The sequence below is a fragment of the Gryllotalpicola ginsengisoli DSM 22003 genome (assembly GCF_000419445.1).
Lineage (GTDB): Bacteria > Actinomycetota > Actinomycetes > Actinomycetales > Microbacteriaceae > Gryllotalpicola > Gryllotalpicola ginsengisoli.
Genome location: NZ_AULK01000002.1, coordinates 420,817 through 437,042, shown reverse-complemented (window position 1 = coordinate 437,042; position 16,226 = coordinate 420,817). Strand labels below are relative to the sequence as shown.

The window sequence follows — 16,226 nt, the reverse complement described above, 5'->3', positions numbered from 1 at the left end:
CGGCGGCGCGCCGGGCGCCGGCGCGTCAGCTGCGCTGCGCGAACGCGGACTCGTAGAGGCACACGGATGCCGCGGTCGCCAGGTTCATGGACTCGGCATGGCCGTACACCGGCACGGTGATGACCCGGTCGGCCTGCTCGAGGTCTTCGTCCTGCAGGCCGCGCGCCTCGTTGCCGAACACCCACGCTGTGGGCGCTGCCAGCAGGTTCTCCCGCCGAGCGACCAGCAGGTCCTCGCCTTTGACATCGGCAGCGAGCACCTGCATCCCTGCCGCGTGCGCGCGTGCGACGACGTCGGCCAGGCCGGCGCCCACCGCGATGGGAAGGTGGAAGATCGATCCGGTGGTCGACCGCACCACCTTGGGGTTGTACAGGTCGACACTGCGGCCGGCGAAGACCACGGCGTCGGCTCCTGCCGAATCGGCTGCGCGCACGATCGTGCCCGCGTTGCCCGGGTCGCGCACCTCCTCCAGCACGGCGACGAGCCTCGGCGCGCCGGCGAAGATGTCTTTGACGGATGTGGGGAACTGACGCACCACGGCAACGAACCCCTGCGGGGTGACCGTGTCAGCCATCGCATCGAGGACCTCTTCGGTGACGAACTCGACGTCGACGCCCGCGTCCTCTGCCGCCTGCGCGATCTCGGTGTGGCGGTCGAGGGCGGTCGGTGTGGCGTAGAGCTCGACGATGAGCTCGGGGCGCCAGGTGAGCACTTCGCCGGCGGCCTGCGGCCCCTCCAGCAGGAACATGCCGGTCTCCGCCCGTGCCGACTTCTTTGCGAGCTTGGCGACGGCGCGCACTCGCGGTGACCTGGGGTTGTCGAGCACGGGCGCAAGTCTACAAAGGCCCGGCCACCGTGACGGTAGCCGGGCCTTGGTGCAGAAGACGCTGTTACGCGACCTTGGGCGCCGAGGTGTCGGCGGGCAGGGCCTTCTTCGCGCTCTCGACGAGGGCCGCGAACGTGGCGGGCTCGTTCACCGCGAGCTCGGCCAGGATGCGGCGGTCGACCTCGATGCCGGCCAGGTTCAGACCCTGGATGAGGCGGTTGTAGGTCATGCCGTTCTGACGGGCGGCCGCGTTGATGCGCTGGATCCACAGCCGGCGGAACTCGCCCTTGCGGGCACGACGATCGCGGTACGCGTAGACGAGCGAGTGGGTGACCTGTTCCTTGGCCTTGCGGTACAGGCGCGAACGCTGACCGCGGTAACCCTCGGCGCGCTCGAGGACGACCCGACGCTTCTTGTGCGCGTTGACGGCGCGCTTGACTCTAGCCATTTCTGTTCGTTTCCTTCGTCAGTCTCGTCGGGTTACTTGGCGAGCAGGCGCTTGATGGCCTTGGCGTCGCTGTTGTTGATGACCTGGTCCTGGTTGAGGCGCCGGGTGCGGCGGCTCGACTTGAGCTCCAGGTTGTGGCGCATGCCGGACTGCTGCTTCTTGATCTTGCCGCTGCCGGTGATCTTGAAGCGCTTCTTGGCGCCCGAGTGGGTCTTCTGCTTGGGCATCTCGTTGTTCCTTACTCGTTCGTCGCCTCAGGCTGAGTGCCCTCAGCCGGCGAACTGTTCTCGGTGTGCGCCCGCGATTCGGCCTTCGCCCGAGCTCGCTGCGCGTTGGCCTCGGCCTTCGCCTCCGCCTTGTTCTTCACCGGGCCGATGACCATGGTCATGTTGCGGCCGTCGATGGTGGGGTTCGACTCCACGGTGCCGTACTCGGCGACGTCCTCGGCGAACCTCTGCAGCAGCCGCACACCCTGCTCGGGGCGGGACTGCTCGCGACCGCGGAAGAGGATCATGGCCTTCACCTTGTCCCCCGCCTGGAGGAACCCGATGGCCCGCTTCATCTTGGTCTCGTAGTCGTGCTTGTCGATCTTGAGGCGGAACCGGACCTCCTTGAGGACGGTGTTCGCCTGGTTGCGCCGGGCCTCTTTGGCCTTCTGCGCAGCCTCGTACTTGAACTTGCCGTAGTCCATGATCTTCACCACGGGCGGCTTGGAGTTCGGGGCGACCTCTACGAGGTCGAGATCCGCCTCCTGTGCCAGGCGAAGTGCGACCTCGATCTTGACGACGCCGATCTGCTCGCCGCTCGGGCCGACAAGGCGTACTTCGGGGACGCGGATACGGTCATTGGTACGGGGATCGCTGATGCGTTTCTCCTCTGTTCAGCGTGTGGTGCGGCTGCCCGGTGGCAACGAGAGGAGAACGACTTCGCCGCGACGCCCGCGCACACACGCGTGCAATCACTCGGCCGACCCCCTGACTACCTGTCCTTGCGAACCGGCGGAGGGTCACGACCCGGTAACCTGATGAAGCGGTCAACGCGGGTGGGAAGTTATTCCACTTTCGTTCCAGGGCGTCGAAGCCCTGGAGCCGAGCACCGAGTCTACCAGAGGCGTACGCGGCAGCGGAATCACCATGAAGGCAGGTCAATGAGCGACGTCGAGGACGCGACGCGAGACATCTCCGAGGTGCCGGCGGCAGAAGTCATCACCACCGTGACGGTGCACCTGATGAGCGCGGCGGCGGTGAAACTGGGCCTCGCCGAGGCGGGCGAGAAGGATCTGGACCTCGACGAGGCGCGCAAGCTCATCGATGCTCTCGCCGGACTCGTCACCGCGGCCGCGCCGCATGTGGGCGACCAGCACGCGCGCCCCCTGCGCGACGGCCTGCGCACCCTGCAGCTCGCCTTCCGCGAAGCCTCGAGGATCCCCGACGAACCGGGCAAGGGCCCGGGCGAGAAGTGGACCGGCCCGGTCACCTGATTCGCCGCATCCGCCCGGCGCTTACCGGGCGGATGCCGAGCCCGTTCGCCGCCTGCGTGCGGGGTTCGCCCAGACGACGCGGTTAGCTTCGACTCGTGGTCAGGCGGCAGGCACTCGCGTGGATCGGGGCTGCCGTCTGCTCCGTCGCCCTCGTCGTCGCCGGAGGGCTGATGCTGAGCACTTTCGCCGTGCACCGTTATCTGCAGACCTCCGCCTCCGCGATGCAGCACGGGGAGGGGGCTGACAGCGAGTCGACCCCCGATCCCGGGCGCGAAGCCCGGATCGCCGCTGCGGTGACCGACCTCACCTCGCTGCCCGGCGTGGCCACGGCGAGCGCCACCGTCACCACGGAGACCGCCGCGACGCCGTCGGCCGAGCGTGGAGCCGTCGGCATCGACTACTCATATGACGTGTCGGTCATCATGAACCCCGAGGCGACGCCCCAGCAGGCCGCCGCCGTCGTGCTCGCGATGATCAAGCAGGTCCCGGATTCCCAGGTGAACCTCGAACTGAGCTCCCCGGCCGGCGACGGGCACGCGGCATCCGTGGTCGAATACCGGCACGCCCTCGACTCGGTGGTCTCCGCGCGCACGGTGACCGCCCTGTCACAAGCCGTTGCGACGGCATCGGCCGTGCCGGGCGTCGAACAGGTCGCCGTCACCGTGCCCTACACCTGGAATCTGCAGCCCGGCGATCTCGACGTGACCTTCGCGGACGACGGGCGCAACCACTCGGGTGCGCTGCGCTCCGCACTGGCCAGCACCGCACTCTCCGGCGTCTCGTGGACGACCTCGAAGTGATATCGCCGGGTCACGCCCGCACGAGCCGCAGCGCGAGAGAGTCGACGCCGTTCGCAACGGCCGGGTCGGCCGCCCATCGCTCGGTGAGACGCGCGACCGCCGCCTGAAGGCCGGAACGGTCGAGCCCTGCGCGCAGGCGCAACCGCACCACGAGCTCCTCCGCACGCAGACGCTGATCGGGGTCGCCCGCGGCGAGCTCCACGCTCTCGGCGTCCGGATCGGCGGCGACGGATGCCTCGAACGCGGCCCGCACCGCCGGGTTGTCGACCGCGGGAATCCATTCCGTGTCGGTGCCGAGCGCGTAGACCGCCGGGCGGCGCAGCACGAACTCGGTGGGGCTCAGCGGATCGATCACGATCAACTGCGTCTCCTCGCTCGCCGCTGCCAGCGCGATCCTCGGGCCGGCGGCGGGAACCGGGCGCGCTTTCGGGTTCCAGGTGGCAAGCGTGCCGACCGAGGTGAACGCCGGCAGCACGGTACGGCCGTCAGGTCCCGCGACCGTCACGATCGACAGCTCCTGAGTCTTGTCGACGAGGTGGCCGGACGGCGCGACACCGACGTCTCCGGCGTGTGCGACGAGCGGGATGATCAAGCGGGCGTGGCGCACCGCCTGCACGACGTCCCGGGCCGTCGCGCTGCCTGACCGGAAGCCCTGCAATGCCGCCAGAAGAGCGGGATCGGCCGATCCGTCGTCGCCGGCCGCCGGATTGGGTTCGAAGCTGCGGCCTGCCCAGAGCCGGCCGGCCGAATCCGCGAGATGGGCCGGCCGGCCGGGAAGAGGACGTGCCCTGTCAGGATCCGGCGACACGCAACGCCTCCGCGAGCGTGAACCGGCCGGCGTACAGCGCCTTTCCGACGATCGCCCCCTCGACGCCCTGCGGCACGAGCGATCGCAGCGCGCTGATGTCATCCAGACTGGAGATGCCGCCGGAGGCGACCACCGGTCTGTCGGTCTTTCCCGCGATCTCGGCGAGCAGCTCGAGATTGGGGCCGCGCAGCGTGCCGTCCTTGGTCACATCGGTGACGACGTAACGCCGGCATCCTGCCTGCTCGAGCCTCTCGAGGACCTGCCACAGGTCGCCGCCGTCGCGGGTCCAGCCGCGGGCGGCGAGGGTCGTTCCGCGCACGTCGAGGCCGACGGCGACGGCCTCGCCGAATCGGCCGATCGCCTCGGCCGCCCAGTCCGGGTTCTCGAGCGCCGCGGTTCCCAGATTCACCCGAGCGGCGCCGAGTTCGAGAGCCTGCTCGAGGGACGCGTCGTCACGTATGCCGCCGGAGAGCTCGATCTTCACCCCCTGCACCTCGTGGAGCACCTCGCGCAGCACTGCGCGGTTCTCGCCGCGCCCGAACGCGGCGTCGAGGTCGACCAGGTGAATCCATTCCGCCCCCTGCTCGGCCCACTCCAGCGCGGCCGCGACGGGGCTGCCGTAGCTGGTCTCGCTGCCCGCCTCGCCCTGGGTGAGCCGGACGGCCTTGCCGTCGGCGACGTCCACCGCCGGCAGCAGTACGAGGGCGGGCAGAGGGGAGTTCTCGGTCATGGTGCTTCCTGATCGGATCGGGTGCGGCAGCCGCGTCACGAGCGCAGCGAGTCGACCCAGTTGGTGAGCAGGCGGATGCCTGCTCGGCCGGACTTCTCGGGGTGGAACTGCGTGGCCGACAGGGGACCGTTCTCGACCGCGGCGATGAAGCGCGTGCCGTGCTCGGCCCAGGTCACCTTCGGCGCGGGGAACGGCGCCAGCGCCTCGAGGCTCCAGTGCTGCGCGGCATACGAATGCACGAAGTAGAAGCGCTCCCGCTCCAGGCCGCGGAACAGCACGGAGCCCTCGGGCACGTCGACCGTGTTCCAGCCCATGTGCGGCAGCACCGCGGCGCCCAACTCGGTGACCTCGCCGGGCCACTGCCCCAGCCCGTCGCTCTCGGTGCCGCGCTCGACCCCGCGCTCGAACATGACCTGCATTCCCACGCAGATGCCGAGCACAGGGCGCCCTCCCGCCAGCCGGCGCTCGATCAGCTCGTCGCCCCGCACGGACCTGAGGCCCGCGATCACCGCCTGGAACGCGCCGACGCCCGGCACGAGCAGACCGTCGGCGTCTATGACAGCGCCGCGGTCGGCCGTCACGGTCACCCGGGCGCCGGCCGCCTCCAGTGCCTTCGCCGCCGAGTGGATGTTGCCGCTGCCGTAGTCGAGGACGACGACCGAAGGGGCGGCCGTCGGCGAAGCATCCGTTCTCGCGTCGCTCACAGCGTCCCCTTCGTGGACGGCACTCCGTTCACTGCCGGGTCCGCCGCCTTCGCCTGACGGAACGCCCGCGCGAACGACTTGAACTCGGCCTCCGCGATGTGGTGCGGATCGCGGCCGTCGAGGACCCGCACGTGCACGGTCAAGGCGGCGTTGTAGGCGATCGCCTCGAAGACATGGCGCACCATGGACCCGGTGAAGTGGCCGCCGATGAGGTGGAACTCGAATCCGGCGGGCTCGCCCGAGTGCACGAGATAGGGGCGGCCCGAGATGTCCACGACGGACTGCACGAGGGCATCGTCGAGCGGCACGACGGCGTCGCCGAAGCGGCCGATGCCGTTCTTGTCGCCGAGGGCCTGTCTGATGGCGGTGCCGAGCACGATGCCCACGTCTTCGACGGTGTGGTGCACGTCGATCTCGGTGTCACCGTGGGCGCGCACGACGAGGTCGGTGAGCGAGTGCTTCGCGAAGGCGGTCAGCAGGTGGTCGTAGAACGGCACCGACGTGCTGATGTCGCTCGCGCCGGTTCCGTCGAGGTCGAGCGAGAGCTCGATGCTCGACTCGCTCGTCTCGCGCGTCAGGGAAGCGGTGCGGGGGGCGGAGCTCATGCCGTTCACCCTACCGGCGAGGGCGAGGCCGCCCGTTTCGGGGAGCCGTGCCGCTCGATGTAACGCGCCATGGCGTCGAGGAACTCGGTCGTCTCGGCCTCGGTGCCGGCCGAGACGCGAAGGTGGTTGGGTATGCCCATCTCGCGGATGATGATGCCTTCCGCCAGCAGCTCCTCGAACACCCCGCGCGGGTTCTCGACCTCGCCGAACAGCACAAAGTTGCTGGACGTGCGGTGCACGAGGAAACCGAGCTCGGCGAGACCGGTGGCGATGCGGTCGCGCTGCCGTTTGATGTCCTCCACCATGGCGAGCATCTCGTCGGCGTGCGCGAGCGCACCGAGCGCGGCCGCCTGGGTGAGAGCGGACAGGTGATACGGCAGCCGCACGAGGCGGAGGGCGTCGGCGATGGCGGGATCCGCAGCCAGGTAGCCGAGGCGGACCCCGGCGAACGCGAACGCCTTGCTCATCGTGCGGGAGACGACGAGGCGCTCGCGGCCCGGCAGCAGCGTGAGTGCGCTCGACTCGCCTTCCGGGAAGAACTCCGCGTACGCCTCGTCGACCACGACGATCCCGTCGGATGCGTCGTACACCGCCTCGATCACCTCGAGGTCCAGAGGCGTTCCGGTCGGGTTGTTCGGTGAGCACAACAGGACGAGATCCGGTCTCACGCGGCGCACCCAGTCGACCGCGCGCTCGCTCGTGAGCTCGAAGTCGTCGTCGCGATCCCCCGCGACCCAGCCGGTTCCCGTGCCGGCCGCGAGCAACGGATACATCGAGTAGGTCGGCGCGAAGCCGAGAGCCGTGCGACCGAAGCCGCCGAAGGCCTGCATGAGCTGCTGCAGGATCTCGTTGGAGCCATTCGCCGCCCAGATGTTGTCACGGGTCAGTCCGTGGCCCAGATAGCCGGCGAGCGCGTCACGGAGCTCCGTGAACTCGCGGTCGGGGTACCGGTTCACCCCGCTCACCGCGGACTGGAGACGGGACATGATGTCTGCCTGCACGGCGTCCGGAACGGGATGGGTGTTCTCGTTGACGTTCAGTTCCACACGCACATGCAGCTGAGGCGCACCATACGGCTCGCGCCCGCGCAGATCGTCTCGGATGGGCAGATCGGAAAGCGACGTCACCCTCTCAATGGTAGGCGCGGCACCTGCGCCGCTAGTGCGCGTACTCGGCCGGGATCGCCAGGGTCTGGCCGGGAGACAGCGACGAGCTCTGCAGCCCGTTCAGATCGACGATCTCGTCGATGACGTCACGCGGGTCGTCGTGCGGCGCGACGCGCTCGGCGATCTGCCACAGTGACTGGCCCGGTTCGACTGTGACGTGACCGAATTCAGCCGGAGCCACGCCGCCACCGCTCGTCGCGGCCGCGCCGCCGGATGCGACGCCGTAGAAGAGCGCCGCCGCGACAAGGGGTGCGGCGGACGCCGTCGCCAGCACGGCGCGACCACGACGGGTGATGCGCAGACGGGAGTGTGCCGCCGCCTGCCCGCCCATGGTGCGAGCGGACGTGTGAACCGCGATGCTGCTCATCTGATGGCCTCCAATGTCGGTACTCGGTTCGGAACATGCGTTCGAGAACTGAAGCGCTTGCGAATCTATCTTCGATTTCATCGAACCTCAACCCCCACCGGATGGCGAACGCCGCGCCGCGTTTCCACGACTCGCTCGAACACATTCCCTATTACCGCGACGTTTGTCGCTACAGTGTGGGCTGACAGCAGAAATGCAAACAGGCACCACTGACATTGGGGACTCTCGTGACCACTGACGCCGCACCGAAACGACGCACGCGCCGCCGCAAGAACCTGAGCGAGAAGCAGCTCGCCATCCTCGACGTGATCAAGAAGTCGCTTGCGGCCCGCGGTTACCCGCCGAGCATGCGGGAGATCGGCGACGCGGTCGGCCTCGCCTCGCTGTCGAGCGTCACGCACCAGCTCCACCAGCTCGAGCTTTCCGGTTACCTGCGTCGCGACCCGAATCGTCCCCGCGCCCTCGAGATCCTCATCGATCCGCCGGCGCCGGCGGAGGAGTCCATGGACTTCGAGGGCAAGGTGCCCGTCGGCGACGCGACCCTGGTGCCTCTTGTCGGCCGGATCGCCGCGGGCGTGCCGATCACCGCCGACCAGCAGGTGGAGGAGGTCTTCCCCCTTCCCCGCCAGCTCGTCGGCAACGGCGAGCTGTTCATGCTCAAGGTCGTGGGCGAGTCGATGATCGACGCCGCCATCTGCGACGGCGACTGGGTCGTCGTGCGGCAGCAGCAGACCGCCGAGAACGGCGACATCGTCGCGGCGATGCTCGATGGCGAGGCCACCGTCAAGGTCTTCCGTCAGCGCGACGGGCACACCTGGCTGCTGCCCCGCAACACCGCCTTCGAACCGATCCTCGGCGATCAGGCCGAGGTGCTCGGCAAAGTCGTCGCCGTGCTGCGCGCCGTCTAGCCGGAGACCGCCGCGTCGATCAGGCCGGCGCGCTCGAGCACGGCCAGCGGCGCCTCATGCTGATTGAGCGTGTAGAGGTGGATCCCCGGTGCGCCGCCCTCGATCAGACGACGGGCGAGGTCGGCGGCGTGCCGGATGCCGATCTCACGGCGCCCCTCCTCCGTCGGTTCCACCTCGAGGGCGACGGCGAGGTCGGCCGGCACGTCCTCGCCGCTCAGCTCGAGCATCCGATGAAGTCTCGCGGGGCTCGTGATCGGCATGATGCCCGGCAGGATCGGGAACTCGACGCCGGCCTCGCGGGCACGGCGCACGAGACGGAAGTAGTCTTCGGCGTGGAAGAACAACTGGGTGATCGCGAGGTTGGCGCCTGCGGCCTGCTTCGCGAGCAGGGTGTCGATGTCCTGGCTGGGCGAGTGGGAGCGCGGGTGGCCGTTCGGGAACGCCGCCACCGCGATCGTCACCTCTTCGCGCCGCTCGGGGTCGACGGCGCGGGCGCGCAGCCCGGGAACGGCGGATTCCCGATACGGTGCGTATTCGGACTGGATGCGGTGGATCAGTTGGACCAGCTCGGCGCCCGTCTTGATCTCCCCCGCCGCGAAACCCTCCGGTGCGTCGGCCGGGGGGTCGCCGCGCACGGCGAGGAAACTGCGGACTCCCGCTGCGAGGAACTCGCGCACGGTCTGCCCGGCCTGTGCGAACGTCGAGCCGACGCAGGTGAGGTGCGCCATGGCCCGTACCCGCGGATGCGTGGCGATGAGGTGCTTGAGCACATCGAGCGACGCCTCGCGCGAGGAGCCGCCTGCTCCGTAGGTGACCGAGACGAAGTCCGGCCCCGCGGCGACGAGCCGGGCGATGCGGGAGGGCAACTCGGCCGCGACCCGCTCGTTCCGCGGTGGATGCAACTCGAACGAGAACGGGACTCGGCTCACGACCTCGCGCCCGCCTCGAGTCGATACGGCTCGAAGGGGGCGATGAAGGTCGGATCGAGCAGTGCGCTCACGTGGGTCCCCTCCGCCGTGTAGGCCGTGGCCGTCACCCGGCCGCGCGCGTGGACGGCCGCGACGACGTCGCCACGATCGTAGGGCACCAGCAGCTCCACCGGAACCGCCGGGTCGCGCAGCAGTCGCTCGATCGCCGCGAGCACGTCGTCGATGCCTTGGCCGGTGCGCGCGCTGGCGAACACGGCCCCGGGCTCCAGACCTCGCAGCACGAGGCGGGTGTCGGGGTCGATGAGGTCCGCTTTGTTGAAGACGACCAGCTCGGGCACGTCGCGGGCCCCGACCTCGCCGATGACGTCGCGCACGGTCTGCAGCTGAGACGCGGGGTCGGGGTGCGAGGCGTCGACGACGTGCACGATGAGGTCCGCGTCCTGCACCTCCTCCAGGGTGGAGCGGAACGCCTCGACCAACTGGTGCGGAAGATTGCGCACGAACCCGACGGTGTCGGCGAGGGTGTACGGCCGCCCGTCGGAGGTCTCGGCCCGCCGGACGGTCGAGTCGAGGGTGGCGAACAGAGCGTTCTCGACCAGGACGCCCGCCCGGGTGATGCGATTGAGCAGACTGGACTTGCCCGCGTTCGTGTACCCGGCGATCGCGACCGACGGCACGGCGTTGCGGCGCCGGTTCGCCTTCTTGGCGTCGCGCGCGGGCTTCATGTCCTTGATCTGCCGGCGCAGCTTCGCCATGCGGGAGTGGATGCGGCGGCGGTCCAACTCGATCTTCGTCTCACCGGGGCCGCGGCTGCCCATGCCGTTGCCGGCTCCGCCGACCTGGCCGCCCGCCTGGCGGCTCATCGACTCGCCCCAGCCGCGCAGCCGGGGAAGGAGGTACTCGAGTTGTGCGAGCTCCACCTGCGCCTTGCCCTCGCGGCTCTTGGCGTGCTGGCTGAAGATGTCGAGGATCACGGCCGTGCGGTCGATCACCTTCACCTTCACGACGTCTTCCAGTGCGCGGCGCTGGCTCGGGGCGAGTTCAGTGTCGGCGATGACCGTGTCGGCGCCGAGGTGTGCGACGATGCCGCGCAGCTCCTCGGCCTTGCCGCGACCGAGGTAGGTGCTGGGGTCCGGATGCGGGCGTCGCTGCAGCAGCCCGTCGAGGACGACCGCGCCGGCCGTCTCGGCGAGCGCGGCCAGCTCGCGCAGCGAGTTCTCCGCGTCGTCGAGAGAGCCCTGCGAGTACACGCCGATGAGCACGACGTTCTCGAGGCGCAGCTGCCGGTACTCGACCTCGGTGACGTCTTCGAGCTCGGTGGACAGGCCGGAGACACGGCGCAGCGCCGCGCGCTCCTCACGGTCGAACTGCTCGCCGTCGTAGCCGTCGCCGGCTGCGGCATCCGTGTCGCTCGACAGCGCCTGCGCGGGGGAGGCGAACAGGGCGTACCCGGAGGCACGCGAGTCGGCGTTCGCAAGAATCCGAGCGACGACGTCGTCGCTCTCGGGGGCGCTGGCGGGGGTGGTGCCCGTGTGATCTTCGGTCATTATTGAGGCTTAACTCTAGTTCTCATCGTGCTGTACGGTTTCTGTCATGTCATCCGGCGACCACTATTTCAGCGCGTCGCCGGAAAGCGCCGCTCGGCTGCGTCCGCTCCACGTGCGGCTCGCGGGTCGGGATCTGGAACTCACGACCGCGTCGGGCGTGTTCAGCCCCGACCATGTGGACGTCGGAACCCAGGTGCTGCTTGCCCACACGCCCACGCCCCCGCCGGGAGGGCATCTGCTCGACATCGGTTGCGGGTGGGGCCCGGTCGCGATCTCCTTGGCGCTCGCCTCGCCGCATGCGACGGTGTGGGCGGTGGATGTCAATGAGAGGGCGCTCGATCTGACGCGGCGCAACGCCGCCGCGGCGGGCGTCGACAACGTCAACGTCGTGACTCCGGAGGATGTTCCGGCCGAGCTGAGGTTCATGACCATCTGGTCGAACCCGCCGATCCGGGTCGGCAAGAACGTGCTGCACAACCTGCTGCAGCATTGGCTCCCCCGCCTGGAGCCGGGATCGGACGCGTGGCTCGTGATCGCTCGGAATCTCGGCTCGGACTCGCTGCAGCGCTGGCTCGGAGCGACCCTGCCGACGACCTTCGCGACGACGCGCGCGGCGACCAGCAAGGGCTTCCGCGTGCTGCGCGTGCGCAACCGGGCCGAGGCCGCGTAGACCCTAGGCGAGGGTCAGCTCTCCGTCGAAGACCAGCTCGGCCGGCCCACTGAGCGCGACGTGCTCGCCCTCCTCGGTCGGGAACATCTTCACCGCCAGCGCTCCCCCGGGCACCTCGACGCGCCAATCATCGGGTGCTCCCTGGCCGGCCCAGTGGCGCGTCGCGAGCGCAGCCGCGACCACACCGGTGCCGCAGGACAGCGTCTCGCCGACGCCCCGCTCGTGCACCCGCATGCGGATGCGGCCGACGCCGTCTTTCACGAGCGGGTCGCCCGGCACCACGAACTCCACGTTCACGCCGGCCGGCGGCTCGGGGTCGAGCACCGGCACATAGCTCAGGTCGAGGCCCTCGAGCTCGGCCTCGTCGGAGAGGGCGACCACCACATGCGGGTTGCCGACGTCGATGCCGAGCCCGGGCCGCGCCACGGCGAGTTCGCGCGCGTTCACGAGCGGCTCCCCGCCGTCCAGCCGCCAGCCGCCGAGGTCGACGCGGTAGCCCACGGCGGAGCGCTGCACGTCGCGCACTCCGGCCCTCGTGCCGATCGGAAGGGTCTCACCGGCGGGAAGCTCGGCCAGACCGCTGCGGGTGAGGAACTCCGCATAGACCCGGATGCCATTGCCGCACATCTCGGCGACGGAACCGTCGGCGTTCCAGTAGTCCATGAACCACTCCGCGTCAGGGTCCTCTTCGAGCGCGGCCCGGCCGGCGGGCAGGTTCGCGGAGCGTACGGCGCGGATGATCCCATCGGCGCCCACGCCGAAGTGGCGGTCGCAGATGGCGGCGATCTGCGCGGGCGTCAGCTCGAGGGAACCGTCGGGGTCGGCGAAGAGGACGAAGTCGTTGCCGGTGCCGTGGCCCTTGCTGAAGCGGAGCGTGATCGCCATTGCTCCAGCCTATCGAGCACCATCCGGGCCCGATCGGCGCCGCCGAGCGTCTCGGTGTCGAGCCATCCGACGCCCGCATAGCGCTTGAACCAGCTCACCTGGCGGCGCGCGTAGCGACGCGTGAGCGCCTGGGTCTGGGCGATGGCGTCGGATTCGCCGAGCTCGCCGCGCAGCTGGGCGAGCGCCTGGGCGTAGCCGATCGCACGGCTGGCGGTGACGCCCTGCTCGAGGCCCTGCTCGCGCAGCGCCCTGACCTCATCGAGCATCCCCGCCTGCCACATGGCGACCACTCGCCGGTCGAGTCGTTCGACGAGCACGTCGCGTGGGGTCGCGAGGCCCACGATGAGCGACGGATGCCACAGCCGGGGCGCCCCGGGCAGCGCGCCGCCGTGCCCCTGCTCGGCGAGCTCGTGCACCTCGAGCGCCCGCACCACGCGGCGGCCGTTGGACGGGTCGACGCGCGCCGCGGTAGCCGGGTCGAGCTGCTTCAGACGCTGGAACAGCGCGCCCGGGCCGTGCTCGTCGAGCTCGCGTTCCAGTCGCGCCCGGACCTCTCGGTCACGGCCGGGGAATCGGAAGTCGAAGACGACGCCGCTGACGTACAGGCCGCTGCCGCCGACCAGGATCGGCACCGACCCGCGGGCGAGGACGCCCTCGATCGCGGCGCGGGCATCGAGCTGGTAGGCGGCCACGCTCGCTTCCTCGGTGACGTCGAGGACGTCGAGCAGGTGGTGGGGAACGCCGTGGCGCTCGGCCGGGGGCACCTTCGCCGTGCCGATGTCCATGCCGCGGTACAGCTGCATCGCGTCGGCGTTGACGATCTCGGCGCACTCCCCGCGCGCCGCCAGCAGCTCGGCGACGCGCAGGGCCAGGTCGGACTTGCCGCTGCCGGTCGCGCCGACGATGACAAGGAGCGGCCCGGCGTTCACGTCACCGCAGGTCGTCGTCGGGACTGTAGATCGGCACCGTGGCGACGGCGGGCGCGCCGGGCGCGCGAAGCGCGGGCATGCCGAGCGAGACGGGGCCACCGGCCGCCGGGGCGCCATGGCTCGGAACGGCGCAGGACTCCGCCTGTTCGCGATCCCACGCATCGCCGGCGCGGGTGCGCCGCACCCGCAAGGGGGCACCGTCGGGCGAGTCGGCAAGCAGGTGGAACGGCGCGGCGTGCGTGACCCGAACGGTCGCGATGTCGCCGGGACGGGGAACGGGGGAACCGGCCGGCACCTCGAAGTGCACGAGCCGGCTGTCTTCGGCGCGCCCCGACATGCGGTGCGTCTCGCCATCCTTCTTCCCCTCGCCGGTGGAGACCAGCACCTCGACCTCACGGCCGACCTGCTTCTGGTTCTCCTCCAGCGAGATGCGCTCCTGCAGCGCGATGAGGCGGTCGTAGCGATCCTGCACGACCTCCTTGGGCACCTGGTCGGCCATGGTCGCGGCCGGCGTGCCCGGCCGGATCGAGTACTGGAAGGTGAAAGCCGAGGCGAACCTGGCCTGCTCGACGACCCGCATCGTCTCGAGGAAGTCCTCCTCGGTCTCGCCCGGGAACCCGACGATGATGTCCGTCGAGATGGCAGCATGCGGGATCTTCGCCCGCACGCGGTCGAGGATGCCGAGGAACTTCTCGCTGCGGTAGGAGCGGCGCATGGCGCGTAGCACGCGGTCGGAGCCGGACTGCAGCGGCATGTGGAGTTGTGGCATGACGGCGGGCGTCTCGGCCATCGCATCGATCACGTCGTCGGTGAAGGCCGCCGGGTGCGGGCTGGTGAAGCGGATGCGCTCGAGGCCCGGGATCTGCCCCGCCGCGCGCAACAGCTTGCCGAACGCCTGGCGGTCGCCGAACTCGACGCCGTAGGAGTTCACGTTCTGGCCGAGCAGCGTGACCTCGATCGCCCCCTGCTCGACGAGCGACTGGATCTCGTTCAGCACTTCGCCGGGGCGCCGGTCACGCTCCTTGCCGCGCAGCGACGGGACGATGCAGAAGGTGCAGGTGTTGTTGCATCCGACCGAGATCGACACCCAGCCGCTGTAGCTGGAGTCGCGCTTGGTCGGCAGTGTTGACGGGAACGTCTCGAGCGCCTCGAGGATCTCGATCTGCGCCTCGTGGTTGTGGCGAGCCCGCTCGAGCAGGCTGGGCAGCGAGCCCATGTTGTGGGTGCCGAAGACAACGTCCACCCAGGGCGCCTTCTCGAGGATGACGTTCTTGTCCTTCTGGGCGAGGCAGCCGCCGACCGCGATCTGCATTCCCGCGTGCCGGCGCTTGACGGCGGCGAGGTGGCCGAGGTTGCCGTAGAGCTTGTTGTCGGCGTTCTCGCGCACGGCGCAGGTGTTGATCACCACGACATCGGGCTCCGCATCGCCCGCGGGCACGTAGCCGGCGGCCTCGAGCGAGCCCGAGAGTCGCTCCGAGTCGTGCACGTTCATCTGACAGCCATAGGTGCGCACCTCATAGGTGCGCACGCGGCCACTCTCATCGAACGCGGCGTCGGACTGCGGGATCAGCGTCGGCGCCTCGCTCGGCCGGGCGTGATCGCGACGGGAGATGGCGATGCTCATGGTGCGTCAATCATACGTAGCGGTCACTGTCGCGCACGACGCGCGGGCGTACTCGCCCGGCGCCGTCAGTGCCGGGTACGCATGGCATCGCCGACGGCGATGCACACCACTTCGGTCGGGTAGCCGCGCCGGTGCAGATAGCCGAACAGACGCCGCTCGGCCGTGGCGTCGTCGAGGTCGCGCAGCTGCCCGACGCGCTTGATCGCAAGCTCGATCGCCTGATCGACCTGCGCCTCCTCGTCGAAGTCGGCGAGGGCGGCGCTGATCGCGTCGTCGTCGATGTGACGGCGGCGCAGTTCGCGCTCAATCGCCTGCCGACCCTGCCCCTTGCGGGCACGGGCGGCGTAGACGAGGGACACCGCGAGCGCGTCGTCGTCGAGCAGGCCCACGGACTCGAGCCGGTCGAGCTCGGCCTCGGCCACCTCGTCCTCCACGCCGCGCTTGCGCAGCACCTGCTGCAGCTCCCATCGGGACATGCCGCGCCGGGCGAGCTGGTGGGTCGAGACGTTGAGTGCGCGGCGCCCCGCCTTCTCTCGCACCCGCTCGAGGGCGGCATCGCCGCTCTCCGGAGCATCGGCCGCGGCGTCAGCATCGGCCACCGCCTGCACCGCCGCGGCCGCGGCTCGGGACTTCGCGCTCGGCTCGGCCCCGGGCAGGTACGCGATGGGAGCGGCGCCGGCGGGCCGAGCCCCGGGACGGGCGCCGTGCTCGCTGCGCCCGCTCGCGCCGGACCGGTCGGACCGGCGCCGATCCGAGCGCTCTTCGTCGGATGGGAAGAACCGGACGACCATGAGGCCCCG

At 70.1% G+C, this 16,226-nt stretch carries 20 protein-coding genes; 4 read left to right on the top strand and 16 right to left on the bottom strand.

The annotated features are described in order from the left end of the window. Nucleotides 1–25 precede the first annotated feature (25 nt). The 4 genes from H563_RS0106610 to infC all read right to left on the bottom strand — a co-directional run bounded on the left by H563_RS0106610 (nt 26) and on the right by infC (nt 2,139). The gene (locus H563_RS0106610; RefSeq protein WP_022881819.1) at nt 26–826 is read right to left on the bottom strand and encodes a TrmH family RNA methyltransferase; all 801 of its coding nucleotides are present in this window, start codon (nt 824–826) and stop codon (nt 26–28) included. A gap of 64 nt (nt 827–890) precedes the next feature. Further along, nucleotides 891–1,274, bottom strand: a complete 384-nt coding sequence (gene rplT, locus H563_RS0106605; protein ID WP_022881818.1) for a 50S ribosomal protein L20 — start codon at nt 1,272–1,274, stop codon at nt 891–893. Between the two features lie 32 nt (nt 1,275–1,306). Continuing rightward, a complete protein-coding gene (gene rpmI, locus H563_RS0106600) occupies nt 1,307–1,501 on the bottom strand; it encodes a 50S ribosomal protein L35 (protein WP_022881817.1) in 195 nt (64 codons plus the stop codon). A gap of 11 nt (nt 1,502–1,512) precedes the next feature. Continuing rightward, nucleotides 1,513–2,139, bottom strand: a complete 627-nt coding sequence (gene infC, locus H563_RS0106595) for a translation initiation factor IF-3 (RefSeq protein ID WP_081416165.1) — start codon at nt 2,137–2,139, stop codon at nt 1,513–1,515. 282 nt (nt 2,140–2,421) lie between these two features. On the opposite strand from infC, the gene H563_RS15385 reads away from it, so the two are divergent. Both H563_RS15385 and H563_RS0106585 read left to right on the top strand, forming a co-directional pair. After that, nucleotides 2,422–2,754 (top strand): DUF1844 domain-containing protein, encoded by a 333-nt coding sequence (locus tag H563_RS15385; RefSeq protein ID WP_022881816.1) that lies wholly within the window; start codon nt 2,422–2,424, stop codon nt 2,752–2,754. Nucleotides 2,755–2,849: 95 nt separating this feature from the next. After that, entirely contained in the window at nt 2,850–3,554 is a 705-nt protein-coding gene (locus H563_RS0106585) for a hypothetical protein (RefSeq protein ID WP_022881815.1), read from the top strand. Between the two features lie 10 nt (nt 3,555–3,564). Here H563_RS0106585 and H563_RS0106580 read toward each other — a convergent pair whose 3' ends face one another. Genes H563_RS0106580 through H563_RS0106555 form a run of 6 tightly spaced genes read right to left on the bottom strand, consistent with a single transcriptional unit; the run spans nt 3,565 to nt 7,934 of the window. After that, a complete protein-coding gene (locus H563_RS0106580; RefSeq protein ID WP_022881814.1) occupies nt 3,565–4,362 on the bottom strand; it encodes an SseB family protein in 798 nt (265 codons plus the stop codon). Continuing rightward, nucleotides 4,346–5,092, bottom strand: a complete 747-nt coding sequence (gene priA, locus H563_RS0106575) for a bifunctional 1-(5-phosphoribosyl)-5-((5-phosphoribosylamino)methylideneamino)imidazole-4-carboxamide isomerase/phosphoribosylanthranilate isomerase PriA (protein ID WP_022881813.1) — start codon at nt 5,090–5,092, stop codon at nt 4,346–4,348. The genes H563_RS0106580 and priA overlap by 17 nt, the downstream gene beginning before the upstream one ends. Before the next feature lie 35 nt (nt 5,093–5,127). Further along, nucleotides 5,128–5,796 carry an imidazole glycerol phosphate synthase subunit HisH gene (gene hisH / locus H563_RS0106570; RefSeq protein WP_022881812.1) on the bottom strand — a complete coding sequence of 223 codons (669 nt, stop codon included), beginning with the start codon at nt 5,794–5,796 and terminating at the stop codon, nt 5,128–5,130. Next, nucleotides 5,793–6,401 carry an imidazoleglycerol-phosphate dehydratase HisB gene (gene hisB / locus H563_RS0106565; RefSeq protein WP_027479183.1) on the bottom strand — a complete coding sequence of 203 codons (609 nt, stop codon included), beginning with the start codon at nt 6,399–6,401 and terminating at the stop codon, nt 5,793–5,795. Before hisB ends, hisH begins: the two co-directional genes overlap by 4 nt. Nucleotides 6,402–6,406: 5 nt before the next feature. Further along, complete coding sequence (locus tag H563_RS0106560) at nt 6,407–7,528, bottom strand: histidinol-phosphate transaminase (protein ID WP_027479182.1); 1,122 nt, start codon at nt 7,526–7,528, stop codon at nt 6,407–6,409. A gap of 31 nt (nt 7,529–7,559) precedes the next feature. Beyond that, nucleotides 7,560–7,934, bottom strand: coding sequence for a LysM peptidoglycan-binding domain-containing protein (locus tag H563_RS0106555; protein ID WP_022881809.1), 375 nt, complete (start codon nt 7,932–7,934; stop codon nt 7,560–7,562). 227 nt (nt 7,935–8,161) lie between these two features. On the opposite strand from H563_RS0106555, the gene lexA reads away from it, so the two are divergent. Then, a complete protein-coding gene (lexA, locus tag H563_RS0106550) occupies nt 8,162–8,842 on the top strand; it encodes a transcriptional repressor LexA (protein ID WP_022881808.1) in 681 nt (226 codons plus the stop codon). Here the strand turns inward: lexA and H563_RS0106545 are convergent. Further along, a complete protein-coding gene (locus tag H563_RS0106545) occupies nt 8,839–9,771 on the bottom strand; it encodes a methylenetetrahydrofolate reductase (protein WP_022881807.1) in 933 nt (310 codons plus the stop codon). The two genes, lexA and H563_RS0106545, sit on opposite strands and share 4 nt — an antisense overlap. Beyond that, nucleotides 9,768–11,318, bottom strand: a complete 1,551-nt coding sequence (gene hflX / locus H563_RS15380; RefSeq protein WP_022881806.1) for a GTPase HflX — start codon at nt 11,316–11,318, stop codon at nt 9,768–9,770. Before hflX ends, H563_RS0106545 begins: the two co-directional genes overlap by 4 nt. Before the next feature lie 46 nt (nt 11,319–11,364). Here hflX and H563_RS0106535 point away from each other — a divergent pair, with 46 nt between their 5' ends. Further along, nucleotides 11,365–11,988: a class I SAM-dependent methyltransferase gene (locus tag H563_RS0106535; protein ID WP_022881805.1), complete on the top strand. Its 624-nt coding sequence runs from the start codon at nt 11,365–11,367 to the stop codon at nt 11,986–11,988. 3 nt (nt 11,989–11,991) lie between these two features. Here H563_RS0106535 and dapF read toward each other — a convergent pair whose 3' ends face one another. The 4 genes from dapF to H563_RS15370 all read right to left on the bottom strand — a co-directional run bounded on the left by dapF (nt 11,992) and on the right by H563_RS15370 (nt 16,217). Next, complete coding sequence (dapF, locus tag H563_RS0106530) at nt 11,992–12,873, bottom strand: diaminopimelate epimerase (protein WP_022881804.1); 882 nt, start codon at nt 12,871–12,873, stop codon at nt 11,992–11,994. Continuing rightward, nucleotides 12,786–13,802 (bottom strand): tRNA (adenosine(37)-N6)-dimethylallyltransferase MiaA, encoded by a 1,017-nt coding sequence (miaA, locus tag H563_RS15375; RefSeq protein WP_022881803.1) that lies wholly within the window; start codon nt 13,800–13,802, stop codon nt 12,786–12,788. Before miaA ends, dapF begins: the two co-directional genes overlap by 88 nt. A gap of 1 nt (nt 13,803) precedes the next feature. After that, the gene (gene miaB, locus H563_RS0106520) at nt 13,804–15,426 is read right to left on the bottom strand and encodes a tRNA (N6-isopentenyl adenosine(37)-C2)-methylthiotransferase MiaB (protein ID WP_022881802.1); all 1,623 of its coding nucleotides are present in this window, start codon (nt 15,424–15,426) and stop codon (nt 13,804–13,806) included. Between the two features lie 65 nt (nt 15,427–15,491). Further along, nucleotides 15,492–16,217, bottom strand: coding sequence for a regulatory protein RecX (locus H563_RS15370; RefSeq protein ID WP_022881801.1), 726 nt, complete (start codon nt 16,215–16,217; stop codon nt 15,492–15,494). Nucleotides 16,218–16,226 lie beyond the last annotated feature (9 nt).